At 54.7% G+C, this 23,495-nt stretch carries 20 protein-coding genes; 7 read left to right on the top strand and 13 right to left on the bottom strand.

The annotated features are described in order from the left end of the window. Positions 1–101: 101 nt before the first annotated feature. The gene (locus ACYAC5_RS06605) at positions 102–1,763 is read left to right on the top strand and encodes a methyl-accepting chemotaxis protein (RefSeq protein WP_462062628.1); all 1,662 of its coding nucleotides are present in this window, start codon (positions 102–104) and stop codon (positions 1,761–1,763) included. A gap of 56 nt (positions 1,764–1,819) precedes the next feature. Here ACYAC5_RS06605 and gsiD read toward each other — a convergent pair whose 3' ends face one another. From gsiD to ACYAC5_RS06580, 5 genes are all read right to left on the bottom strand, one after another. Further along, complete coding sequence (gene gsiD, locus ACYAC5_RS06600) at positions 1,820–2,725, bottom strand: glutathione ABC transporter permease GsiD (protein ID WP_192236551.1); 906 nt, start codon at positions 2,723–2,725, stop codon at positions 1,820–1,822. Positions 2,726–2,735: 10 nt separating this feature from the next. Then, positions 2,736–3,656, bottom strand: a complete 921-nt coding sequence (gene gsiC / locus ACYAC5_RS06595; protein ID WP_217547126.1) for a glutathione ABC transporter permease GsiC — start codon at positions 3,654–3,656, stop codon at positions 2,736–2,738. A gap of 49 nt (positions 3,657–3,705) precedes the next feature. After that, complete coding sequence (gsiB, locus tag ACYAC5_RS06590; RefSeq protein WP_192413917.1) at positions 3,706–5,241, bottom strand: glutathione ABC transporter substrate-binding protein GsiB; 1,536 nt, start codon at positions 5,239–5,241, stop codon at positions 3,706–3,708. Between the two features lie 63 nt (positions 5,242–5,304). After that, complete coding sequence (gsiA, locus tag ACYAC5_RS06585; RefSeq protein WP_217547131.1) at positions 5,305–7,161, bottom strand: glutathione ABC transporter ATP-binding protein GsiA; 1,857 nt, start codon at positions 7,159–7,161, stop codon at positions 5,305–5,307. A gap of 9 nt (positions 7,162–7,170) precedes the next feature. Then, positions 7,171–8,136, bottom strand: a complete 966-nt coding sequence (locus tag ACYAC5_RS06580) for an isoaspartyl peptidase/L-asparaginase family protein (RefSeq protein WP_101761004.1) — start codon at positions 8,134–8,136, stop codon at positions 7,171–7,173. A 359-nt stretch (positions 8,137–8,495) separates the two neighbouring features. Between ACYAC5_RS06580 and moeA the strand changes: the two genes are divergently transcribed. Continuing rightward, positions 8,496–9,731, top strand: a complete 1,236-nt coding sequence (moeA, locus tag ACYAC5_RS06575) for a molybdopterin molybdotransferase MoeA (RefSeq protein WP_462062627.1) — start codon at positions 8,496–8,498, stop codon at positions 9,729–9,731. Continuing rightward, the gene (gene moeB / locus ACYAC5_RS06570; protein WP_462062625.1) at positions 9,731–10,498 is read left to right on the top strand and encodes a molybdopterin-synthase adenylyltransferase MoeB; all 768 of its coding nucleotides are present in this window, start codon (positions 9,731–9,733) and stop codon (positions 10,496–10,498) included. Before moeA ends, moeB begins: the two co-directional genes overlap by 1 nt. A 176-nt stretch (positions 10,499–10,674) precedes the next feature. Here the strand turns inward: moeB and ACYAC5_RS06565 are convergent, their stop codons facing one another. From ACYAC5_RS06565 to mntR, 7 genes are all read right to left on the bottom strand, one after another. Beyond that, positions 10,675–12,267, bottom strand: coding sequence for an ABC-F family ATPase (locus ACYAC5_RS06565; RefSeq protein WP_064741202.1), 1,593 nt, complete (start codon positions 12,265–12,267; stop codon positions 10,675–10,677). A 192-nt stretch (positions 12,268–12,459) separates the two neighbouring features. Beyond that, complete coding sequence (locus ACYAC5_RS06560) at positions 12,460–12,861, bottom strand: H-NS family histone-like protein (RefSeq protein WP_101761007.1); 402 nt, start codon at positions 12,859–12,861, stop codon at positions 12,460–12,462. 417 nt (positions 12,862–13,278) lie between these two features. Then, positions 13,279–14,808, bottom strand: a complete 1,530-nt coding sequence (locus ACYAC5_RS06555) for an efflux transporter outer membrane subunit (RefSeq protein ID WP_101761008.1) — start codon at positions 14,806–14,808, stop codon at positions 13,279–13,281. A gap of 1 nt (position 14,809) precedes the next feature. Further along, positions 14,810–16,378, bottom strand: a complete 1,569-nt coding sequence (locus ACYAC5_RS06550; RefSeq protein ID WP_101761009.1) for a DHA2 family efflux MFS transporter permease subunit — start codon at positions 16,376–16,378, stop codon at positions 14,810–14,812. Further along, positions 16,375–17,502 (bottom strand): HlyD family secretion protein, encoded by a 1,128-nt coding sequence (locus tag ACYAC5_RS06545; protein ID WP_176970930.1) that lies wholly within the window; start codon positions 17,500–17,502, stop codon positions 16,375–16,377. The genes ACYAC5_RS06550 and ACYAC5_RS06545 overlap by 4 nt, the downstream gene beginning before the upstream one ends. Positions 17,503–17,617: 115 nt before the next feature. Continuing rightward, positions 17,618–18,727, bottom strand: a complete 1,110-nt coding sequence (locus ACYAC5_RS06540; RefSeq protein ID WP_137385455.1) for an SLC13 family permease — start codon at positions 18,725–18,727, stop codon at positions 17,618–17,620. 20 nt (positions 18,728–18,747) lie between these two features. Further along, positions 18,748–19,206 (bottom strand): manganese-binding transcriptional regulator MntR, encoded by a 459-nt coding sequence (gene mntR, locus ACYAC5_RS06535; RefSeq protein ID WP_101761012.1) that lies wholly within the window; start codon positions 19,204–19,206, stop codon positions 18,748–18,750. 201 nt (positions 19,207–19,407) lie between these two features. Here mntR and ACYAC5_RS06530 point away from each other — a divergent pair, with 201 nt between their 5' ends. Next, positions 19,408–19,602, top strand: a complete 195-nt coding sequence (locus ACYAC5_RS06530) for a hypothetical protein (RefSeq protein ID WP_462062623.1) — start codon at positions 19,408–19,410, stop codon at positions 19,600–19,602. 141 nt (positions 19,603–19,743) lie between these two features. Here ACYAC5_RS06530 and ompX read toward each other — a convergent pair whose 3' ends face one another. Then, positions 19,744–20,256, bottom strand: coding sequence for an outer membrane protein OmpX (gene ompX, locus ACYAC5_RS06525; RefSeq protein ID WP_101761014.1), 513 nt, complete (start codon positions 20,254–20,256; stop codon positions 19,744–19,746). Between the two features lie 379 nt (positions 20,257–20,635). Between ompX and rhtA the strand changes: the two genes are divergently transcribed. The 3 genes from rhtA (at position 20,636) to glnH (ending at position 23,414) form a co-directional block, all read left to right on the top strand. Beyond that, positions 20,636–21,544, top strand: coding sequence for a threonine/homoserine exporter RhtA (rhtA, locus tag ACYAC5_RS06520; protein WP_462062620.1), 909 nt, complete (start codon positions 20,636–20,638; stop codon positions 21,542–21,544). A gap of 297 nt (positions 21,545–21,841) precedes the next feature. Continuing rightward, entirely contained in the window at positions 21,842–22,345 is a 504-nt protein-coding gene (gene dps / locus ACYAC5_RS06515) for a DNA starvation/stationary phase protection protein Dps (RefSeq protein ID WP_036620516.1), read from the top strand. 322 nt (positions 22,346–22,667) lie between these two features. Next, positions 22,668–23,414, top strand: coding sequence for a glutamine ABC transporter substrate-binding protein GlnH (gene glnH, locus ACYAC5_RS06510; RefSeq protein WP_036647919.1), 747 nt, complete (start codon positions 22,668–22,670; stop codon positions 23,412–23,414). The last annotated feature ends 81 nt before the right edge of the window (positions 23,415–23,495 follow it).

Here is a 23,495-nt window from a genome sequence, read left to right as displayed (position 1 = left end):
CTCTCATCGTCCCGTGACGTAATTATTTCCTGCTCGCACTTAAGCGATTTGCTTTTATACCGATAACCTGGATATCAGCCTACTTCCTCAGAGACGCACCTATGTTTAAACGAATGAAAATTGTGACAGCCATCATGATGATATTGGTGGTTTTCACCGCGATGCAGGCGATTTCCGGCTCGCTGTTTTTATCATCACTGATTACCGGACAGCATAATTTCACCACCAGTAATCAGCTGTCACATCAGCAGCGTGAGCTGGCCGACGGTTGGCAAACGCTGGTGAAAACGCGCGTGATCATTAACCGCGTCGCCATTCGTATCCTAAAAAAACAAACGGATGAAGCGTCCGTCGCCGCCATCAACAAACTGCTGATCAGCGCAGGTGCATCACTGGATGAAGCAAAGCAACATTATGACCTCTACCAGAACATGCCGCGCATTGCCGGACAAAGCGCTGATTCAGCCAGTGTAGTCGACGCTAAATTTGCTGCCTTCGCAGAATTGCTGAAACAGTCGGCAGCGTTCCTGAAAGCCAATGATTACGCCGCCTATGGCAACCTTGACGCCCAGCAGGCGCAGGACGATCTGGAAGTCGCGTACAAGCAATGGCGCGAGCAAAACGTGCAGCTGCTGGCCGAGCGCAATGCGGAATATGATAATAACTATCAGCACATGCTGGTGTTGGTCGCCGTGATGGCGATAGTTGTGGTGCTGTTGCTGGCTGCGGTGTGGATTCTGGTGCGTCGCATCCTGCTGGCACCGATGAAGCAGGTACAGCAGCAGATGGAGCGCTTCGCCGACGGCGATCTCTCCGCCCGTTTGCAGGTGGAAGGCCGCAGTGAAATGGCATCGATTGCCGCCAGCCTCAACCATATGCAGCAGTCGCTGCTCAGCACCATCAACAATGTGCGTGATAGCGCGGATGCGATTTTTGGCAGCGCCAGCGAAATTGCCAGCGGCAATAACGATCTCTCTTCACGCACCGAGCAACAAGCGGCATCGCTGGAAGAGACCGCCGCCAGCATGGAACAGCTTACCGCCACGGTGAAACAGAATGCCGATAACGCGCGTCAGGCCACGCAGCTGGCGAAAACCGCCTCGGAAACCGCCGATAAAGGCGGCAACGTGGTGGATGGTGTGGTGAAAACCATGCGCGATATCGCCGACAGCTCGAAGAAAATCGCCGATATCACCAGCGTGATTGATGGCATCGCCTTCCAGACCAACATCCTCGCGCTCAACGCGGCAGTTGAAGCGGCGCGCGCCGGTGAACAAGGACGCGGTTTTGCCGTGGTAGCGGGTGAAGTGCGCAATCTGGCACAGCGCAGCGCTCAGGCGGCGAAAGAGATCAAACTGCTGATTGAGAATTCCGTGCAGCGTGTCAACACCGGTTCGCAGCTGGTGAGCAGCGCCGGTGAAACCATGCAGGAAATCGTCAGCGCTGTTACCCGCGTCACCGATATCATGGGCGAGATTGCTTCAGCGTCCGATGAGCAGAGCCGCGGCATCGACCAGATTGGTCAGGCGGTGAACGAGATGGATCGCGTCACGCAGCAGAACGCCACGCTGGTGCAGGAATCGGCTAACGCCTCAGCGTCGCTGGAGCAGCAGGCCAGCAGCCTCTCTTCTGCGGTAGCCCGCTTCAAAACCGGCACGCGCCAGGCGACTGCAACGGTGGCGAAAGTGGTGAAACCGGTGATAACACCAACCCGCGCGCAGCCTGCCGCCGCGCACAGTAATGACAATTGGGAAACGTTCTAAGACCGGAGTAGTGCGGTTATTAAAGAGGTCGCCATAAATGGCGACCGGACTCACCATCAGGTCTTCAATTTCGGATCCAGCGCATCACGCAAACCATCACCCAGCAGGTTAAACGCCAGCACGGTGAGGAAAATCGCCAGGCTCGGGAAGATGGCGACATGCGGCGCAATTACCATATCGGCGCGCGCTTCATTGAGCATCGCGCCCCACTCCGGCGTGGGCGGCTGCGCGCCGAGGCCGAGAAAGGACAAACTCGCCGCCGTGATAATCGAGGTACCGATACGCATGGTGAAATAGACCACAATCGACGACACCGTGCCGGGCAGGATGTGACGCATAATAATGGTCCAGTCCGACGCGCCAATACTGCGTGCCGACTCAATATAGGTTTGATGTTTCAGCACCAGCGTATTGCCGCGCACCAAACGGGCAAACGCCGGAATGCTGAAGATCGCCACCGCGACAATCACGTTGCTCATGCCGCTGCCCATAATCGCCACCACCGCAATCGCCAGCAGAATGCCGGGGAAAGCGAACAGCACATCGCAGATACGCATGGTGATGCGATCCCACCAGCCTTCGTAATAGCCCGCCAGCAGGCCTAAAACGGTGCCGATCAGCGCGCCAATCGCCACCGAGAAGAAACCGGCTATCAGCGAAATACGTGTGCCCACCAGCACACGGCTGAAGATATCGCGCCCCAACGAGTCAACGCCAAACCAGTGCATCAGCGACGGCCCTTCGTTTAGCCGGTCATAATCGAAATAGTTTTCCGCATCAAACGGCGCAATCAGCGGCGCGATAAACGCCACCACGATCAGCAGCAGCACAAACACTCCGGCCAGCAGCGCCACATGCTGACGGCGAAAGCGTCGCCAGAATTCGCGCCACGGCGTGCGTACCCGGTTTTCCGTGATAGTCGGCAGGGTTTTCAATGCCGCGGCTCGTCGCCAGTTCTTCAATTGCAACTCCTTACTTGTAGCGAATTGCCGGGTTGATTGCCGCGTACAGCACATCGACAATCAGGTTAATCAGGATGAACTCCAGCGAGAACAGCAGCACTTCGGCCTGAATCACCGGGTAATCGCGCATCTCGACCGAATCCACCAGCAAGCGGCCCAGGCCTGGCCAGTTGAACACCACTTCCACCACAATCGAGCCGCCGAGCAGGAAACCAAACTGCAGGCCCATCATGGTGACCACCGGGATCATCGCGTTGCGCAGGCCGTGTTTCACCACCACCAGCGATTCGCGCACCCCTTTGGCGCGCGCGGTGCGCATGTAATCTTCCTGCATCACCTCCACAAACGACGCGCGGGTGAAGCGTGCCATCACCGCCGCCACCGCAGCACCCAAGGTGATCGATGGCAAAATGTAGTGTTTCCAGCTATCCGCGCCAACGGTCGGCAACCAGCCGAGCTCGACGGAAAACACCTGCATCAGCAGCATGCCGAGCGCAAACGCCGGGAACGAGATGCCTGACACCGCCAGCGTCATGCCGATGCGATCCGGCCAGCGATTGCGCCACACCGCCGAGGTGATGCCAATCGCCATACCGAATATCACCGCCCACACCATGCTGCTGAGTGTCAGCCACAGCGTCGGGAAAAAGCGCGCGGCAATTTCGTCAATTACCGGACGTTTCGAGACCAGCGAATGGCCGAAATCGCCCTGCACCGCATTGATCATAAAGTGCCAGAACTGCTTGAGCAGCGGCTGATCGAGGCCGAGATCCTGACGCACCAGCGCCACCACTGAGGCATCCGCTTCCGGGCCGGCAATCAGGCGCGCCGGATCGCCTGGCAGCAAATGGACGAAGAGGAACACCAGCACCGCCACAATCAGCAGCGTGGGAATCAGTCCCAGTAATCGTTTGAGAAAATAGTTGAGCATGCGAAGTCCTGCGCAGCATCGGCCAGCCCGCTAAGGCTGGCCGCGTCTGTTACTTCAGATCGGCCTCATCAAAATTGAATGAGGTATCGGGCATGACATAAAAACCGCTGAGGTTTTTATTGTTGGCTGACAGCAGTTGTTCCACCACCAGCGGGATCCACGGATGATCGTTCCAGATGCGATCCTGCGCGTCTTTGTACAGCTTAGCTTTCTGGTCGCGATCGGTGGTTTTCAGCGCATCGGCGAGATCTTTATCCACCTGCGGATTGCTGTAGAAGGCGGTGTTGAAGATGGCTGGCGGCCATGAAGTGGTGGCGAACAGCGGCGTCAGCGCCCAATCAGCTTCACCGGTCGAGGCGGACCAGCCGGTGTAGAACATGCGTACACCGCTCTCTTTCTGCCCTTTGCTCTCTACTTCAGCGGCACGCTGACCGGCATCCATCGCCGTCACTTTCACCTTCACGCCCACCTGTGCCAGCTGCTGCTGGGTGAACTGCAGCACTTTCTGCGCGGTGCTGTGGTTGTGCGAAGACCACAACGTGGTTTCGAAACCGTTCGGGAAGCCCGCTTCTTTCAGCAGTTCGCGCGCTTTGGCCGGATCATATTTGATTGCCGGATAGCTCTGCGCAAAGTCGATGCTCGGCGGCACGATGCCGGTGGCTGGCGTGGCGTAACCGGCAAAGGCGACTTTTGCCAGTGCCTGACGGTTGATGGCGTACTCCAGCGCTTCACGCACTTTCGGATTATCAAACGGCTTTTGCGTCACGTTGAGGCTGATGTAGCGCTGCATGATTGACGGCGTGGTGACCACATCGAGCTTGCTGTTGCCTTCCAGCAGTTTGGCCTGCTCGAACGGCACCGGGAACGCAAAGCTCGCTTCGCCAGTTTGCAGCATCGCCGCGCGGGTGTTGTTATCCACCACCGGACGCCAGGTAATGCTATCCAGCTTCGGATAGCCTTTTTTCCAGTAGCCGTCCCACTTCTTCACTTTCACGAAGTCGGTCTGGTTCCAGGTATCAAAGGCAAACGGGCCGGTTCCTACCGGATGGAAGCCGATCTCTTTGCCATATTTCTTCAGCGCGGTCGGGGAAATCATCACCGCCGCCGGATGCGCGAGATTATTAATGAAGGCCGAGAACGGCTGCTTCAGGGTGATTTTCACTGTGCTCGGATCGACCACTTCGGTGGTGGCGATATATTTGAACAGGTTATAGCGTTTGAGATGGTTATCCGGATTGCTGGCGCGATCGAGGTTCACCTTCACCGCTTCGGCATTAAAGTCAGTGCCATCCTGGAATTTCACGCCGGCGCGCAGCTTAATGGTGTAGGTCAGGCCGTCGCTGCTCGCCTGATAACTTTCCGCCAGCACGTTGGTCAGCTTCATGTCTTTATCGAAGCCGAACAAGCCCTGATAGAAGGACTTCGCCACCGCCTGCGACAGCGTATCGTTAGCGTCATACGGATCGAGCGTGGTAAAAGTCGAGGCCACCGCAATCACCGCATCTTTCGCCGCCCACGCGGGCAGCGCCAGCGCCGAACTCAACAAACCGGCAGTGATAACCCCTTTTCGCATAATATGGTGCATCGTTATCGTTCTCCTGTAATCCCTGTCATGCGCGACATCCAAAGATGTGCGGTTGTTTGCTGCTCAGGCGCCGCTAATTGCGTGCCGGGCGACAAAATGGCCCGGTGCCACTTCCAGTAAAGGCGCCACTTCTGGCTCATCGCCCAGCGGGCGAATCGGGCTGGGGATCTCATCCACCATCAGCGCCCGCTCACGATGCCGATGGGCCGGATCGGCCACCGGCACCGCGGCCATCAGTTTTTTTGTGTAGGGATGGCGCGGCTGCTCAAATACCGCCTGACGCGGCCCCATTTCCACAATTTGTCCGAGATACATCACCGCCACGCGATGGCTGATGCGTTCCACCACCGCCATATCGTGCGAGATAAATAAGAAAGCGATACCAAATTCACGCTGTAAATCGAGCATCAGGTTGATGATTTGCGCCTGAATCGACACATCCAGCGCCGACACCGATTCATCGGCGATCACCACTTTGGGATTGAGCGCCAGCGCGCGCGCAATGCAGATGCGCTGGCGCTGGCCGCCGGAAAATTCGTGCGGATAACGCTGCGCATGTTCCGGCAGCAGGCCGACACGCTCCAGCAGCCAGGCAACGCGCTTCTCTGCCTGACGACGATCCAGCGTTTTGTGCACCAGCAGCGGTTCCATGATCGAAAAACCCACGGTCAAACGCGGATCGAGCGAGGCGTAAGGATCCTGGAAGATAAACTGGATATCGCGACGCAGCGACGCCAGCGCATTGCCCTGCAGCGCATCGATGCGTTGGCCGTCAAAAGTAATGGTACCGCCCTGGCTGGCTACCAGCCGCAGCAGCGAACGCCCGGTAGTGGATTTTCCGCAGCCGGATTCCCCCACCAGCGCCAGCGTTTCACCGGCATGGAGATCGAAACTGACTTTCTCGACCGCGTGCACGCGGCGTTTAACGCGATTGAGTAAACCGCCGCGAATATCAAAGCGCGTGACTAAATCGCGCACCTGCAAAATCGGCGGTCGATCGTGACGCACCGTGTCCTGCGGTGCGGCCAGTTCTTCACGTCCGTTGCTATGCAATAAGGGAAATTTAGCCGGTAGCGGCTGGCCGTGCATCGCCCCCAGTTTGGGCACCGCCGCCAGCAACGCGCGGGTATAGGGCTGCTGCGGGTCGGCAAACAGCTGCTGCACCGACGCGCGCTCTACCACATCGCCGCGATACATCACCTGCACGCGATCGGCCATCTCCGCCACTACGCCCATATCATGGGTGATGAAAATCACCCCCATCTGCATCTCTTTTTGCAGCACGCGGATCAACTGCAGAATTTGCGCCTGAATAGTGACGTCGAGTGCGGTGGTAGGTTCGTCGGCAATCAGCAGCGCCGGTTTGCACGACAGCGCCATGGCAATCATTACGCGCTGTCGCATGCCGCCCGAGAGTTGATGCGGATAGCGTGATAACACATTTTGCGCTTCGGGAATGCGCACCAGATCGAGCATGCGCCGCGCTTCCGCCAGCGCCTGCTGGTGACTTTTTCCCTGATGCAGACGGATGGATTCCGCAATCTGCTCGCCAACGGTAAACACCGGGTTGAGCGAGGTCATCGGCTCCTGAAAGATCATCGCCATATCGGCGCCGCGCACTTTGCGCATCTGACCGTTCGACGCGCGCATCACATCCAGCACCTCGCCATTGCGACGCCGCAGCTGGATATCTCCGCTCACTTCGCCGCCGGCCTGCTGAATCAAGCGCATCAGCGCCAGCGAGGTGACGGATTTGCCCGAGCCCGATTCGCCCACCAGCGCCAGAGTTTCACCGCGATGCAGGTCGAGCGACAGGTTGCGTACCGCTTCGGTAATGCGCCCTTCATGCTCAAAGCGCACGTTAAGATCGCGCACCGCCAGAACCTGCTCCGGCGCAAACTGCAGCTGTTGGTCCGTCATGCCTGCTCCTTAGCTGTCGCGGTAAATCGCTACCTCAACATCACCATTCACATAGGCGAATCCGCGATACATGCCTTCGCTGTTAAACGGCAGCGCCACATTGCCTGCGGCGTCAATGGCAATCAGCCCGCCGCTGCCTTCCAGCTCCTGCACTTTGTCATGAATGACGTTGGCGGTGGCCTGTTGCAGCGAGCGTCCGGCGTAATGCATCTGCGCCGCCACGTCGTAAGCGGCGAGCGTGCGGATAAACACTTCGCCGGTACCGGTACAGGAGACCGCTACGGTGTCGTTGCTGGCGTAGCAGCCTGCGCCGACTAAAGGCGAATCGCCCACGCGACCGGCCTGTTTGTTGGTCATGCCGCCGGTTGAGGTGGCGGCCGCCAGATTACCCTGAAGATCGAGCGCGACCGCACCGACGGTGCCGAATTTGCGATCCGGGTCCAGCGGATCGTCGCTGTGACTGTTTGCTTCGCCATCGTGATCCAGCACCATCTGCTGGCTGTGCAGCGCGCGCTGCAGCTGCTCCCAGCGCTCCGGCGTGGAGAAGAAATCGGCGTCGACCGGCGCTAAACCTTGCTCAGCGGCGAAAGCTTCTGCGCCCGCACCGATAAACAGTACGTGCGGGCTATTCTCCAGCACCTTACGCGCCGCCAGAATCGGATTGCGGATGTGGCTGACGCCCGCGACCGCGCCGACGTCCAGCGTGCGGCCATCCATAATGCTGGCATCGAGTTCATGCGTGCCCTGATGAGTGAACACCGCGCCCTTGCCCGCGTTAAACAGCGGACACTCTTCCAGCAGGCGTACGGCTTCGGTAACGGCATCTAACGCGCTGCCGCCCGCCGCAAGAATTTGCTGGCCTGCGGTAACGATTGCGGTGAGTTGCTGACGATAGTGCTGCTCTTTTTCGGCGCTCATTGCCGCACGCGTAATCGCGCCTGCACCGCCGTGAATTGCGATAACTGCTTTAGCCATAACCGGTACCCTGTTAAGGAATCAGAACCAAAAACACTGATTTAGAATGGTTTTCATCTTTTTTTGGCAATTTTCGACTATAGAAAGGCACCCTCATCTTGTAAAGCAGAAACTGCCTGCGCGGTCATAACCTTTTATTGTGGATTATGCTTTTTTGGTTGTGATGTGCTTAGCGGATGCGCACCTGTAAAACAGGAAAACCATTTTTACCATTCGCACATTCCGTAGCGGCGCGATTTATCGCGCGATAAATTGCGCCGCCACGAAATGTGCAGTGATTGAGTAAAGTGCACTCTCGCTTAACGGCCACGCATTACCCATAATAGACCGCATCTGAAATTAACCAGACAGAGATGGACATGGAACCTTTTACCGCAGGATTAATCTCCCTCGAAGACGCGCAGCAAAAGATGCTGCAACAGTTGACGCCGATTAGCGATTCGATCAACGTCTCGCTGTTTGAGGCCGCCGGACGTATCACCGCCAGGCCGATCAACTCGCCGCTCGATGTGCCCTCGTTTGATAACTCGGCGATGGATGGTTACGCGCTGCGTCTGGCCGACATCGCACCCGATCGCGTGTTCCCGGTGGCCGGTAAAGCCTTCGCCGGTGCGCCGTTTAACGGTGCGTGGCCCGCGGGCAGCGTGATCCGCATCATGACCGGCGCGCCAATTCCCGCCGGTTGTGATGCCGTGGTGATGCAGGAGCAAACGGAGCAACGCGACGGCGGCATTGTCATTACCGCGCCGGTGCAGGCTGCGCAAAATATTCGTCGCATCGGTGAAGACATTCAGGCGGGCAAACAGGTGCTGGACGCCGGTGTGCGCCTCGGTGCGGCCGAACTGCCGCTGCTGGCGTCGCTGGGGATTGCTGAAGTCAGCGTGCTGCGCAAACTGCGCGTGGCAATCTTCTCCACCGGCGATGAACTGCAGGCGGTCGGCCAGCCGCTGGCGGAAGGTCAGATTTACGATACCAACCGCTTTACCGTGGCGTTAATGCTTAACAAGCTGGGCTGCGAAGTGATCGATCTCGGCGTGATTGCCGACGATCAGGCGGCGCTGCGTACCGCCTTTACCGAAGCCGATCGCCAGGCCGATGTGGTGATCAGCACCGGCGGCGTGTCGGTTGGCGAAGCCGATTTCACCCGTGCGATACTGGAAGAGCTCGGCGCTATCACCTTCTGGAAACTGGCGATCAAACCGGGCAAACCCTTTGCTTTTGGTCGCCTGGCCAACAGCTGGTTCTGCGGTTTACCGGGCAATCCGGTTTCTGCGGCGGTAACCTTCTATCAATTAGTTCAGCCGCTGCTGGCCACCTTAACCGGCCAAACCACGCGCATCATGCCGCTACGCCAACGTGCGCGCGCCACCCAGCGTTTGAAGAAATCGCCGGGTCGTCTCGACTTCCAACGTGCGATTCTCAGCCGCGGTGACGATGGCGTGCTGGAAGTGCGCAGCACCGGTGCGCAAGGTTCGCACGTGTTCAGCTCGTTCGCGCTGGCCAACTGCTTTATGGTGCTGGAGCGCGAGCGCGGCGATGTGGAACCGGGCGAATGGGTGGAGATCGAAGCCTTTAATAGCCTGCTGGAGGGCTAATGAGCGTTGAGTTGAGCGATAAAGAGATGCTGCGCTATAACCGTCAGATTGTCCTGCGCGGTTTTGATTTTGATGGCCAGGAAAAGCTAAAGGCGGCACAGGTGTTGGTGATCGGCCTCGGCGGACTCGGCTGTGCGGCGGCGCCCTATCTGGCCTCGGCGGGTGTGGGACATCTCACGTTGCTCGATTTCGACAGCGTTAGCCTCAGTAATCTCCAGCGCCAGATCCTGCACAGTGATGCGAAAATTGGCGTAGCGAAAGTCGCCTCGGCGCAGCAGCAGTTGGCGGCAATTAATCCGCATTGCCAGCTGGAGCCGATTGATGCGCAGCTGGATGACGCGCAGCTCAGCACGTTAATTGCGCGCCATGATGCGGTGGTGGATTGCACCGATAACGTCGATACCCGCGAGCAGATCAACCGCCTCTGTTTTCAGCACAAGGTGCCGCTGATTTCCGGCGCAGCGATTCGCATGGAAGGCCAGCTCAGCGTGTTTACCTGGCAGCCCGGCGAGCCGTGTTATCGCTGCATCAGCCGTTTGTTTGGCGATCAGGTGTTAAGTTGCGTGGAAGCTGGCGTGATGGCGCCGTTGGTGGGTGTGGTCGGTGCTATGCAGGCGATGGAAACCTTAAAAGTGCTGACGGCTTTCGGTCAACCCGCTAGCGCACGCTTATTGATGTACGACGCGATGAGCGCGGAGTTCCGCAGCATGAAGGTGGAGCAGGATGCGCATTGTGAAGTGTGCGGTGAATCAGGTCGCCATGAATGACGACCTTGCGCGAGGTATAACGCTGGCAGCTGACGTGCATAAAGGCGTGTATGCCGGGTCCGGAGTAAAGCCTCCGCCGCAGGGATGCGGCGGCCGAGGTTACAGGGAAATATTTACACCGTCGTTACGCAGCGACCCGGCATTTTCGCCTGATCGGCGCCGAAACCTCACAAGCCTTAAACAATGCCCTGACTGCGCAGGTAATCTTCGTAATTACCCGTGAAGTCGATAATACGATCGGCTTTCATCTCCATCACGCGGGTAGCCAGCGAGCTCACAAACTCACGGTCGTGCGAGACGAAAATCAGGGTGCCTTCGTACATCTCCAGCGCCATGTTGAGCGATTCGATCGATTCCATATCCAGGTGGTTAGTCGGTTCATCCATGATCAGGATGTTTGGCTTTTGCATCATCAGCTTGCCAAATAGCATGCGACCCTTTTCACCACCGGACAGCACCTTAGCGGGCTTGTTGATCTCGTCGTGACCAAACAGCAGACGACCAAGAATACTGCGCACCGCCTGCTCGTCATCGCCTTCCTGCTTCCACTGGCTCATCCAGTCGAATACCGTCAGATCGTCAGCGAAGTCTTCCGCGTGATCCTGGCCGTAATAACCAATGCGCGCATTCTCAGACCATTTCACTGTGCCGCTATCCGGCGTATGTTCACCGACCAGCGTTTTCAGCAGCGTAGTTTTACCGATACCATTGGCACCGAGAATCGCCAATTTCTCGCCGACTTCTAACATCAGGTTGAGTTTGTTAAACAGCGGACCGTTATCAAAACCTTTGGTCAGCGCTTCAACTTCCAGCGCATTACGGAACAGCTTCTTATCCTGATCAAAACGGATAAACGGGTTTTGACGGCTGGAGGCTTTAACTTCTTCCAGCTTAATTTTATCAATCTGTTTAGCACGCGAAGTCGCCTGACGCGATTTAGAGGCGTTGGCGCTAAAACGGCTAACAAACGATTGCAGATCGGCAATTTGCGCTTTCTTCTTGGCGTTATCCGATAATAAACGTTCGCGTGACTGGGTAGCCGCGGTCATATATTCGTCATAATTACCCGGATAAACGCGCAGTTCGCCGTAATCCAGATCCGCCATGTGCGTGCACACCATATTCAGGAAGTGACGGTCATGCGAAATGATGATCATGGTGCTGTTACGTTCGTTGAGCACTTGCTCCAACCAACGAATGGTATCGATATCCAGGTTGTTGGTCGGTTCATCGAGCAACAAAATATCAGGATTGGCAAATAATGCCTGCGCTAAAAGGACACGCAATTTCCAGCCCGGCGCAATTTCGCTCATCGGACCGTAATGCTGCTCCACAGGAATGCCAACGCCCAGTAATAATTCACCGGCACGTGATTCTGAACTGTAACCGTCCATCTCGCCATATTCGACTTCAAGGTCGGCCACTTTATAGCCTTCCTCTTCGCTCATTTCTGGCAATGCATATATACGGTCACGCTCTTGCTTCACTGCCCACAATTCATTGTGGCCCATGATCACGGTGTCCAGCACACTATATTGCTCGAAGGCAAATTGGTCCTGACGTAACTTACCGATACGCTCATTTGGGTCGAGGGAAACATTTCCACCCGTTGGCGCCAAATCGCCGCCCAGTATTTTCATAAAGGTAGATTTACCGCTGCCGTTCGCACCGATTAAACCGTAACGATTACCGCCGCCAAATTTAACGGAGATATTTTCGAACAGCGGCTTACTGCCGAACTGCATGGTGATATTGCTGGAAACTAACACGGCATTGACCTTTGTTACGCAGTGGAGGAAAAAACAGCGGGCATTATGCCAGAAGCGGGCACCCGGACGCCACCTCTGCGCCAGAGGCAGACGTTACGTTGGGCTAAAGGTGTTGTTGCTCATAAAGAAATAAAAACAACAAAAAAGCCGGGGGCATTTGCCCCCGGCTCCCACTTACAAGGATTGTGCGGATTATTTGATCAGGAAAGTGTCGAGGCTTTTACCTGAATCCAGCGCTTTTTTAATCGCTGCTGGTGTACGGCCCTGACCGGTCCATGATTTTACTTCACCGTTTTCGTCGGTGTAGGAATATTTTGCCGGGCGTGGTGCACGCTTAGCGCGTTTTTTACCAACTTCCAGAGCGCCCAGTAATTCGTTCGGGTCAATACCATCAGCCAGCAGCATTTCGCGATATTTAGACAGCTTCTCTTCTTTTTCGCGGTTCTGCGCTTCTTCAGCGTTTACTTCGTCACGACGTTCAGTCACGACAACCGTTAATTTTTCCAGAATTTCTTCCAGATCGCTCAATGGCAGTTCACGAGCCTGCGCACGTAATGTGCGAATGTTGTTCAGAACTTTAAATGCGTCACTCATCACAATGTCCTTGCTTAAGGGGGTTAAATAAACTGTAGTGGCAAGATTACCTAATTCAAATAAAAAAATAAATTAATTTTATTGCCCGGATTAATCTGAAGTTGCTTACATATTTCTTACGTTAGGGTTTAAAACGCGGATAACCGCTTTAATTAACCCTGAATTAACAAGCGTAATGTGTTCCATATGTAGCAACTGGAATCGATTTCAAAGCAATATTCCCAGGTAATAAACAATCATTTAGCGGCTATTACGCGCTGCAGCATTAGTGAGCATAATGGTAAGCAAGGATTAATGGTGTAACGTAAAACCTGTTTTCATCACGGATTATTATATTGCCCGGGATGAGAGAAGAATCTCATTTTTTCATATCGTGCCGATAAAAAAAGCCGGTGTTTAACCGGCTGCTAAGGGAAATTAATGCACTTCCGTTGCGGGACCAAACACAGAATAGTCCGGCAAATTGACGTTTTGATAAGGTTCCCAGCCACCGCCCAGCGCTTTATATAACGCCACTAAATCAAGTGCACTTTGCATCCGCGCCTGTGTCGATTGCGCTTTAGCTTGCGCCAGTTGTCGCTGCGCATCTAATACATCGAGGAAGGTGGAAATACCCTGACGATAACTGTCGCTGGCCAAATCAAATGCACGCTGCAGTGCGCCGGTGGTTTCATCCAGCGCTATAACCTGCTGCTGATCGGCGCGATAACTGACCAACGCGTTCTCCACATCCTGCAGCGCAGTTAATACCGTTTGCCGATAATCGAGCGCCGCGCTGGCTTGCTGCGCGCGCGCCAGTTTTACGCTGGAGACTAAACGGCCGCCCTGAAAAATTGGAATCGACAGCGACGGACCAACGCTAAAGAAGTGGCTGCTCCAGTCATCCAGATAGCTGGCATCGGTATTTCGCACGCCCAGTTGCCCGGTGAGCGACAAGCTGGGGAACAGCTCGGCAACGGATACGCCAATATTCGCGGTCTGCGCATGCAGCGTGGCTTCAGCCTGACGAATATCCGGACGTCGCCGCGCCAGCGTGGACGGAATGCCCACTGGCACCAATTTCGGCAAATCAGGCAGCGGTTTTTTGTTCATCAGTTCGTTATCCAGTGCGCCCGGTGTTTTACCCAGCAGCACCGCCAAACCGTTCATCGCCTGTAACTGCTGCGCCTGATATTGCGGCAGCTGCGCATTCAGCGAGGCTAATTGCGCGCGCGCATTTTCCACATCCGTGGTCGGCGCTAAGCCGTTTTGCTGCTGGCTTTTTGTCAGTTCCCAGGTTTGCTGCGCGACCTCAATTTGCTGCTGCAAGGTCGCCAACACCGCCTGCGAACCGCGCAATTGCAGATAGGCGCGCGCCACTTCGGCTTCCAGCGAGACCAGCGCATCGTTGCGTTGTTCTATGGCCGCCTGCTGCTGCGCATCCGCAGCTTCCATCTGGCGGCGTACTTTGCCCCACAGATCCAGCTCCCAGCTGGCGTCAAAGCTGCCCTGATAAAGGGTGACAGAATGGTCTAAACCGTTCAGCTGGCTGGCGACATCGCTATCAACCTGGTCATAAACGCCGTTGGATTTCAGCAAGCCTTTTAAACCGAGCTGCTGACGGGTCACTTTTGCCGAGCCGTTAAGCGAAGGGAATAACCCACCGCGCGCCTGCGCCAGCTGCTCACGCGCCCCGGCAATACGCAGCACCGATTGTTGCAGCGTTAAGTTGCCGGCAATAGCGCGCTCAATCAGGCTATCAAGCTGCGGATCGTTAAAGCTTTTCCACCACAGCGGATTGGTTGCTGCCGCCAGCGGCTTAGACGCTTGCTGTGAAGGTAAATCATGGTAACCGCCAGGTGTGTGCGCCTGCGGCGGCTGATAATCAGGTCCTACGGCGCATCCGGCCAGCAACAGTGACAGCGCCAGCAACGTCAGTGACGGCGTAGAGCGCGAAAACTTACTCATTTTAATGTGCTCCTGCACTGCCTTCGCTCTTGATCGGCGAAAGCAACCAACAAAATGGAATCAATAGCAAAGCCACGATACTCAGGCCCGTAAATACGTCGATGTACGCCAGAATGCGGGCCTGCGCGATCATCTCCTGGTAGAGCTGCCCGCTCGCCAGCACCAGCGGATCGCCCACTGCGGTAGTGAAATTACGGATCGAATCAGCCCAATGCTGCAGCGTGAGATTGTAAGGCTCATTGAGCGGCGACATGTTGTGCACCATGTTGGCCGATCGTGTCTGCATGCGTTCGGTAATGCCCGCCGTCGACAGCGAAATTCCGATCGAACCCGCGACGTTACGGAACATGGTGAACAGCGCCGACGCATCGGCGTTTAATCGCTGCGGCACGGTGATGAACGCAATGGTGGTCAGCGGCACAAACAGGAAGCCAAGGCCAATCGACTGCGCGCTGCGCATTAACACCAGCGTGGTGAAGTCAACGTTGGGCGTAAGCCGGGTGGAATAGAAGAAGGCGCTGGCAAGGCAGGTGAAGCCGAACGCGATGATGTAGCGCGTTTGCACAATCGGCATCAGCTTCAGCACGATGGGTATCGTTAGCACAATCAATATTGCGCCGGGCGACAGCACCAGCCCCGACCAAGTTGCGGTGTAACCGAGATCCTGCTGCGCCAGTTGGGGAAGTACCACCGAACTGCCGTACAAAATCATCGCCATGCCCGCCATCAGCAAGCCCGCCACCCAGAAGTTACGATCCTTCATTACGCTAAGATCGACCACCGGTTTGCGTGCATACAGCAGCCAATAAATGGCGCCGATAATGCCGATTACCGCCAGCATGGCAAACAGGCGAATGAAGTGCGAGGCAAACCAATCTTCATCTTCGCCACGATCGAGGAATACCTGCAAACAGCCAAGTCCCAGCGTGATCAGGCTGATGCCAATGTAGTCGATCTTCAGGCGGCCTTTATCCCACTTGCGCTCCCACGGCGGATCTTCCAACAGCTGATAAATTGCCATCACCGTCAAAATACCGACTGGAATATTAATGAAGAACACCCAGCGCCAGCTGTAGTTGTCGGTGATCCAGCCGCCGAGCGTCGGACCAATCACCGGCGCGACGATAATCGCTATCGACGATAGACCAAAGGCTTTGCCGCGATCTTCCGCTTTGAAGTAATCGAGCAGCACCGATTGCTGTACCGGCTGCAATCCGCCGCCAAAAAAGCCCTGCAGGATGCGGAACAGAATGATCTGCCACAGCTCCGTCGCGATGCCGCACAGGAAGGAGCAGATGGTGAACATCACGATGCAAATCAGGAAGAACTGCTTGCGGCCAAACAGGCGGCTGAAGAACGCCGAAATGGGCAACACGATGCCGTTCGCCACCAGATAAGAGGTTAAAACCCAGGTCGATTCGTCGTAGCTGGAGGAGAGCGAACCGGCAATGTGTGGCAGCGCGACGTTGACGATGGTGGTGTCGAGGATCTCCATAAACACCGCCAGCGTCACCGTAATGGCGACCAGCCACGGATTGCTGGCCGGACGCCAGCTTTCGCTCGCACTCATTCCACTGTGACCTTCGGCTCAACCGACAAGCCCAGCGGCAGCGGATGATTGGGATCCAATCCTTTATCGATAACGATTTTCACCGGCACGCGCTGCACGATTTTCACGTAGTTGCCGGTGGCGTTTTCCGCCGGGAAGGTGGAGAAGCGGGAACCGGATCCCATCTGCACGCTATCAACATGCCCTTCCAGCTTCATATCCGGCCAGGCATCAACACTGATTTCCACTTTATTACCCGGCTTCATGCGCGCCAGCTGTGACTCTTTGAAATTGGCATTAATCCAGATTTCAGGCGAAACCAGCGAGAACAGCGCGCTGCCAGCCTGCACCAGTGTGCCGAGTTGCACGTTACGCTTGGTGACAAAGCCATCGTAAGGTGCGCGAACCTGGGTATAAGAGAGATTCAATTCGGCGGTGTTGAGCTGCGCCTGCGCCTGCTCAACCTGCTGCTCACGCGCTTCCACATTGGTTTCCTGCTGGCGGATTTGCAGCTTCACCTGAGAAGCCACTTCAACCTGCGCCTTAGCGCTTTGCAGTTGCGCTTCAGCCGAACGCAATTGCGCGGCGGCGGTATCAATATTGCGCTGTGAAGTGGCACGGGGATCAACACCGCGCTGGCGACGATAATCGGCCTGGGCGTTGAGCAAATTGGCCTGCGCTTTGGCCTGATCGGCGAGAGCTTGATCGCGCTGTGCCGGATACTGCACGCGGGACAAGGCTAACTGCGCCTGCGCCTGATGCAGCTGCGCCTGGGCCAGACCAAGCTGGGCTTTAGCCTGATCGCGCTGCGCTTCACTGTCGCGCGCATCGATCTCCACCAGCAAATCGCCCTGCTTCACGCGCTGGTTATCGCGCACCAGCAGCTTGACCACATATCCGGCCGCTTTCGGCGCGATGGTCACCGCATTGCCTTCGGTAAAGGCATCATCCGTGCTTTCGATATTGCGCGTGGTGAGCCAAAACCATAATCCCACCACGATCATAATCACCACCACAATGGCGAGAAAAATCAGTGGCTTCTTTCCAGGACGTTTACGTTCTGGTTCGTTGTTATCTTGATGGGTATTGGCGGTTTTTTGCGGATCCTGCTGATCGCGTTCAGACGGTTGATTCTGGTTTTCCATAATTTTTCATCGTAGGCAGTTGTCCCGATTCCCGGGCAAAAACGGTCAACATAACCTTAGATGGGAAATTGACAAATGCCAATGCAACTTTACATAAGCCGACATTGGCACGGTGCTAACGCATGAGGTGTAACAGCAGCCATCCGCCTAACATCGACCAGGCCAGCATCGGGATAGAAAACAAGTGGAAACGCCACCAAACGCGCGCGTCCTGCGCCATCCGCAAGGCAATCAGGTTGGCGAGCGAACCCGGCAATAAGCCAAATCCGCCGATATTCACCGCCCACGCCAGCACCTCCGACGGTGGCACTTTCTGCAAAAGCAGAATGGTGGCGGGAACGTTACTAATGAATTGCGACAAGCCAATCGCCAGCAAATAGATTCCGCCCTCGCCTAGCTGACCAATAGCGGCAAAGTGCGGCTGCAGCCAGGACAAATGCATCAACAGGAAGACATCGATAAACATCGCCACGAACACCAGCAGCAAACTCCAGTCGATGCTGATCAACACGCTGCGCGCCATGATCAGGAAACAGGCCGCCACCAGCAGCAGCGCCCAGCCGGTCATTTTCAGCTCGAGCGCGACGATAAATACGATATACAGCAGCACGCTAATCGTGAACAACGGTTTGCGCCACGCCTGAGTTTCACTCTGCTCATGCTTTTGGATCGCGCGCGCCGGGAAACTCCACCAGGTTAACGCCATCAGCGAAAGCAGTAAAAATGCCGCCAGCGGCGCCATCTGCGCAATGAAACCGGGCACGCTAAGCGTGCCGTGACTCCACAGCAGAATGTTTTGCGGGTTACCAACCGGCGTCAGTAAGGAACCCGCGTTCACTGCCAGCGCTTCGAAAATGATCAGGCGCGAAATGGGCAGCCGCGAGAATTTACGCAGCGTCAGCGTGAGCGGCACCAGAATAAACAGCGCAACATCGTTGGTGAGAAAAGTTGAGAGCAACGCGGCGGCGCACACCATGAATAACGCCAATGCGCGTTCATGCTGGAAACGCTGAATCAGACGTGCGCCGAGCACATCAAAATAGCCGCTGTTTTCCAGCCCTTTGGTCAGCATCAGTAAGCCGGTAAGCGTCATGATGGTATGCCAGTCCACAGCGGAAGGCAGTTGCGACCAGCGGAAATTCGCCAGCGGCAACATGATCACACCCAACAGCAACAACAAATGCAAAATACGATCGCGCATAAAAGAACGAAGCAGATTGGGCATGATGGCGGAAGGCCTTGTAGTTAGCGATTCTCGTAGAATTTCTGGAACACGGCCAGAGTTTCATCACTGACGTGATGCTCAAGGCCTTCTGAGTCACGGCGCGCGGTTTCCGGGCTAACGCCCAGCGCCAACAGGAAAGTTTCAACAATATGGTGGCGGACGCGGCTCGCTTCAGCCAGCTTCTCGCCTTCGGCGGTGAGGAATACACCGCGATACGGCACTTGCTCAACCAAACCGGTGGTGCCAAGACGCTTTAACATTTTCGCCACGGTCGGCTGGGAAACCCCCAAACGTGCAGCCATATCCACCTGACGCGCTTCGCCAAATTCACGAATCAAATCAGAGATTAATTCAACGTAGTCATCGATCAGCTCACGACGATGCGCCTCGCGCACCTGACGAAATCCTTCGACATGCTCCTCTATCTCTTTTAGCGGGCCCTGGGGCATGTTGGTGGCGATTTTTGCACGACGACTCATCTAACTTCCTCTTTATTATCTGCCGCACTTTACCTGCGGTGCGGGCTGGCTGCGCCCATTGTAAACCAGGCACAAATAAGCACAAATTTTTCCTAAATAGTGTTGGCTAAAGAGTATAGCCAGTGCTATCTTTGTTGATAATGTAAGCGAATAGCTTATAAAGGCTACAAAGAAATGTCGTCATTCACTCGGGAGGTGAACATGACTACCATGAAAAACTGCCTCGACTGTGGCAAATGTTTCCAGGCTGAACAGAGCAAACCGGCTTTTGAGCTGAGATCGCTGCTCTGCCTGTTGACCCGCTCGCCGTTTGCGCTGCGCTTGATGCTGATTGAAAAGCTCACCGGCAAACAGCTGGTTGAACGTCCGTGCCCAAAACTGATCTGGCGTGGCTAACGTTCCTGACGCATACAAATTCCAATAAAGCCCGCTCATGTAGCGGGCTTTGTGTTTCTGGCGGCAGGCAAATCGTTAATCGCGCCCATAAAAAAACGGTCCCGAAGGACCGTTTGTCGTGCAACTGGTCTAAGCAAGAACTTAGAAGCTGTAACCTACGCCAGCAATCCAGGTGCCAACGTCAACGTTGCGGATACGGCTCTGCTCGTAACCCACGTCAACAGCGATGTTTTCGATTGGGTTAAACTGCATGCCCGCACCGTAAGAGAAACCGTAGTCGCTTGAATCAGACTTAGAACGTACTGAATTGTCGTTCTGCTGGTATTTACCGTAACCCACACCAACAACACCGTAGATGCTCGCCCAGTCGTTCAGACGGTAAGCAGGACCACCGGTGATGCCGTAGTACTGAGCTTTGTTATAAGCGCCAGCATCAGTACGATCTTTTTCGGTATAGGTGAAAGAACCGATCCAACCCAGTGGGTTAGTACCGTCTTCATAACGATATTTCAGGTTGAAGCCGTTTGCTTTGTTAGCAACGCCTTGATAATCGCTCTGAGCGTAACCACCGGTAACGGTGCTTTGTGCCATGGCAGAACCTGCAGAAACTGCAAGTACACAAGCCAATGCTGAAAGACATGCAATTTTTTTCATAACCACCTCAAATGTGAATATACTTCTCTCCTGACAACGCTCTAAATATAACAAAAAACAGCAAGAAACTCTGCCCGCATTTTGTTGTCTAACAGATTGTTTGGTGTAACAGAAAGTTAATGAAGTTTCCTATGTCATTCATTTTACTTATAAAAAGCATCATATCCCTGCAACATAAATAACGATCACAAAAAATGCCTTTAAGTAAATTCCTAAACTAACCTGACGTTTCTTTACGGAAATGGCACTAAAAATGGCCAAATTCTGACCTGTCAGCGCGTCTTATTTCCCCGATTCGCGTCTCCTTATTTGCCTGAGATTCCATTACACTGAGCGCTTGTTGCTCTGCTGTTAATAAATAAAAGGAATGGATTACAGGATGTCTGCGCCTCTGACGACCAAAAATATGGCCCCGGTGTTGTTCCCTATTGCTGTGCTGCTGATTGCCATGCTCTCGCTACAGGGCGGCGCTTCACTGGCAAAATCGATGTTTTCCACCGTTGGCGCCACCGGCATTACCGCGCTGCGTCTTGGTCTTGGCACCCTGATTCTCTGCATTATCTTTAAACCCTGGCGTTTGCGCTTCACGCGCGAGCAGCGCAAACCGCTGCTGATGTACGGCTTAGCGCTGGGCTGCATGAACTATCTCTTCTATTTAGCGATTCGCACCGTGCCGCTAGGCGTTGCCGTCGGATTGGAGTTTTTGGGTCCGCTGACTTTGGCGTTGATCGGCGCGCGTCGTCCGCTTGATTTTCTTTGGGTGCTGCTGGCGGTGGCGGGTTTGTGGTTCCTGTTGCCCATCGGTGAAGGGATGAGTCATATCGATCCGCTCGGTGCGTTGCTGGCGGTAGGTGCGGGTGCCTGCTGGGCGGTGTATATCCTTGCAGGACAGCGTGCCGGCGCGGAGCATGGTCCGGCGACGGTGGCGATGGGTTCGCTGATTGCCTCGGTGATTTTTGTGCCGCTCGGCCTGACCTTTGCCGCGCCGGGCATCTGGCATTGGGAAGTATTGCCGCTGGCACTGCTTATCGCCCTGCTCTCCAGCGCCATTCCCTATTCTTTAGAGATGATGGCGCTGACACGACTGCCGGCACGCATTTTTGGTACCTTAATGAGTCTGGAACCGGCGATGGCGGCGTTATCAGGCATGTTATTCCTGGGCGAGCTATTGACGATGAAGCAGTGGATTGCGCTGCTGGCGATCATCATCGCCTCGGCCGGTTCAACGCTCACCATGAAACAAAAAAGCGCAAAAATAAGCGAAGTCGACATTACGCATCCGCAATAAATATTCAATAATTCAGCCTGCTGCGCGGCAGGCTAAATATAGAAGCATTCTCATTATCATTTTTAACGCGGTATTAAGATTTTTCCGTTATTATTTTGCAACACGTTTAATAAATAATTAACATGCCTCACAAGCATCTGTTTTAACTGAAATAATCATCAAGATGCACAATCCCTGAGCAATATTAAGGTTTATCTATTCCTGTCATTGATTTAATCAACCCTGCAAGTTAAAAAACTGCTGCTATACTTATTTCCGTGCTTGATTAGGACAACCATCAATAAGAGGACATTAATGATGAGTACCGCAAAACTGGTTAAAACTAAATCGTCTGATCTGATTTACACCCGTAATGACGTCGCTGACAGCGATAAAAAAGCGACCATCGAGGTGCTCAACCGTCTGGTAGTGGAGTTTATTGACCTGTCGCTGATCACCAAGCAGGCGCACTGGAACATGCGTGGCGCCAACTTTATTGGCGTACATGAGATGCTGGATGGTTTCCGTACCGCCATTACCGATCACCAGGACACTATCGCTGAACGTGTAGTTCAGTTAGGCGGCGTGGCGCTGGGTACCACTCAGATCGTTAACGATAAAACACCACTGAAAAGCTATCCGTTGAACATTCATAGCGTGCAGGATCACCTGAAAGCGCTGGCCGATCGCTATGCGATTGTGGCGAACGACACGCGTAAAGCTATCACTGAAGTCAGCGATGAAGATACCGCTGATATCTTCACTGCGGCATCGCGCGATCTGGATAAATTCCTGTGGTTTATCGAATCGAATATTGAATAAATTTCAGTGTTATAACGAAGGCGGGTTATCCCGCCTTTTTTTACGTCTGTAACATTGTGGTGCTTTTTTTGACGTTGTTAACATTTCCTTAATCCCTTCTTTCGCTCTCCCCGCCCTTGGTGCACACTGTGCCTGCACCACAACAGCACCACGCACCAAAATGAAGCACCAATAAGGTGCAAAACTTTTCCTCTGCGCAAAATCGTGTCAGCAAGTGCTTAAAACTACTGATTTCGAGCAAAATGAAAAGTTGGCATAATTTTTTCATATGATAGGCCGTACATCGGGCCACCAGGCCTGAGGGGTAATAAGGAAAAAAATGATGAAGTCATTGATTAAAGTCTCCGTGGCCGCGCTGGCGCTGGCCTTCTCGCTTTCCTCCACCGCAGCAGACAAAAAACTGATCGTCGCAACCGACACCGCATTTGTTCCCTTTGAGTTCAAACAAGGCGATAAATACGTCGGTTTTGACATCGATCTGTGGGATGCCATCGCGAAAGAACTGAAACTCGATTACGCCTTCAAGCCAATGGATTTCAGCGGCATCATTCCTGCGCTGCAAACCAAAAACATTGACCTGGCGCTGGCGGGTATCACCATCACCGAAGAACGTAAAAAAGCCATCGAGTTCTCTGACGGCTACTACAAAAGCGGCCTGCTGGTGATGGTGCGCGAGAATGAAAAAGACGTTAAGAGCATTGACGATCTGAACGGCAAAGTGGTGGCGGTGAAGAGCGGCACCGGTTCGGTGGATTACGCCAAAGCGCACATCAAATCGAAAGATCTGCGCCAGTTCCCTAACATCGACAACGCGTACATGGAGTTAGGCACTAACCGTGCTGACGCCGTGCTGCACGATACGCCGAACATCCTGTACTTCATCAACACCGCCGGTAAAGGCCGCTTCAAAGCGGTAGGCGAGTCAATTGAAGCGCAGCAGTATGGCATCGCGTTCCCGAAAGGCAGCGACGACCTGCGTGAAAAAGTGAACGGCGCCCTGAAAACTCTGCGCGACAACGGCACTTACAACACCATCTATAAAAAATGGTTCGGTACTGAACCAAAATAATTGCGGCCTGAGCCGATTTTTCCAGCAGGGAGCCTGACACTCCCTGCTTTTTACATTTCCACGCAACAGATTTTGGAGTCA

The organism is Pantoea sp. y20, assembly GCF_054903455.1.
The sequence above is the reverse complement of the archived record's forward strand: the minus strand, read 5'-3'. Positions and strand labels throughout refer to the sequence as shown.

Bases quoted from the DNA above. Each gene is read 5' to 3' on its own strand.
- ACYAC5_RS06605 (WP_462062628.1), top strand. From the start codon at position 102: ATGTTTAAACGAATGAAAATTGTGACAGCCATCATGATGATATTGGTG.
- gsiC (WP_217547126.1), bottom strand. From the start codon at position 3,656: ATGCTCAACTATTTTCTCAAACGATTACTGGGACTGATTCCCACGCTG.
- gsiB (WP_192413917.1), bottom strand. From the start codon at position 5,241: ATGCACCATATTATGCGAAAAGGGGTTATCACTGCCGGTTTGTTGAGT.
- gsiA (WP_217547131.1), bottom strand. From the start codon at position 7,161: ATGACGGACCAACAGCTGCAGTTTGCGCCGGAGCAGGTTCTGGCGGTG.
- ACYAC5_RS06580 (WP_101761004.1), bottom strand. From the start codon at position 8,136: ATGGCTAAAGCAGTTATCGCAATTCACGGCGGTGCAGGCGCGATTACG.
- moeA (WP_462062627.1), top strand. From the start codon at position 8,496: ATGGAACCTTTTACCGCAGGATTAATCTCCCTCGAAGACGCGCAGCAA.
- moeB (WP_462062625.1), top strand. From the start codon at position 9,731: ATGAGCGTTGAGTTGAGCGATAAAGAGATGCTGCGCTATAACCGTCAG.
- ACYAC5_RS06560 (WP_101761007.1), bottom strand. From the start codon at position 12,861: ATGAGTGACGCATTTAAAGTTCTGAACAACATTCGCACATTACGTGCG.
- ACYAC5_RS06555 (WP_101761008.1), bottom strand. From the start codon at position 14,808: ATGAGTAAGTTTTCGCGCTCTACGCCGTCACTGACGTTGCTGGCGCTG.
- ACYAC5_RS06550 (WP_101761009.1), bottom strand. From the start codon at position 16,378: ATGAGTGCGAGCGAAAGCTGGCGTCCGGCCAGCAATCCGTGGCTGGTC.
- ACYAC5_RS06545 (WP_176970930.1), bottom strand. From the start codon at position 17,502: ATGGAAAACCAGAATCAACCGTCTGAACGCGATCAGCAGGATCCGCAA.
- ACYAC5_RS06540 (WP_137385455.1), bottom strand. From the start codon at position 18,727: ATGCCCAATCTGCTTCGTTCTTTTATGCGCGATCGTATTTTGCATTTG.
- mntR (WP_101761012.1), bottom strand. From the start codon at position 19,206: ATGAGTCGTCGTGCAAAAATCGCCACCAACATGCCCCAGGGCCCGCTA.
- ACYAC5_RS06530 (WP_462062623.1), top strand. From the start codon at position 19,408: ATGACTACCATGAAAAACTGCCTCGACTGTGGCAAATGTTTCCAGGCT.
- ompX (WP_101761014.1), bottom strand. From the start codon at position 20,256: ATGAAAAAAATTGCATGTCTTTCAGCATTGGCTTGTGTACTTGCAGTT.
- rhtA (WP_462062620.1), top strand. From the start codon at position 20,636: ATGTCTGCGCCTCTGACGACCAAAAATATGGCCCCGGTGTTGTTCCCT.
- dps (WP_036620516.1), top strand. From the start codon at position 21,842: ATGAGTACCGCAAAACTGGTTAAAACTAAATCGTCTGATCTGATTTAC.
- glnH (WP_036647919.1), top strand. From the start codon at position 22,668: ATGAAGTCATTGATTAAAGTCTCCGTGGCCGCGCTGGCGCTGGCCTTC.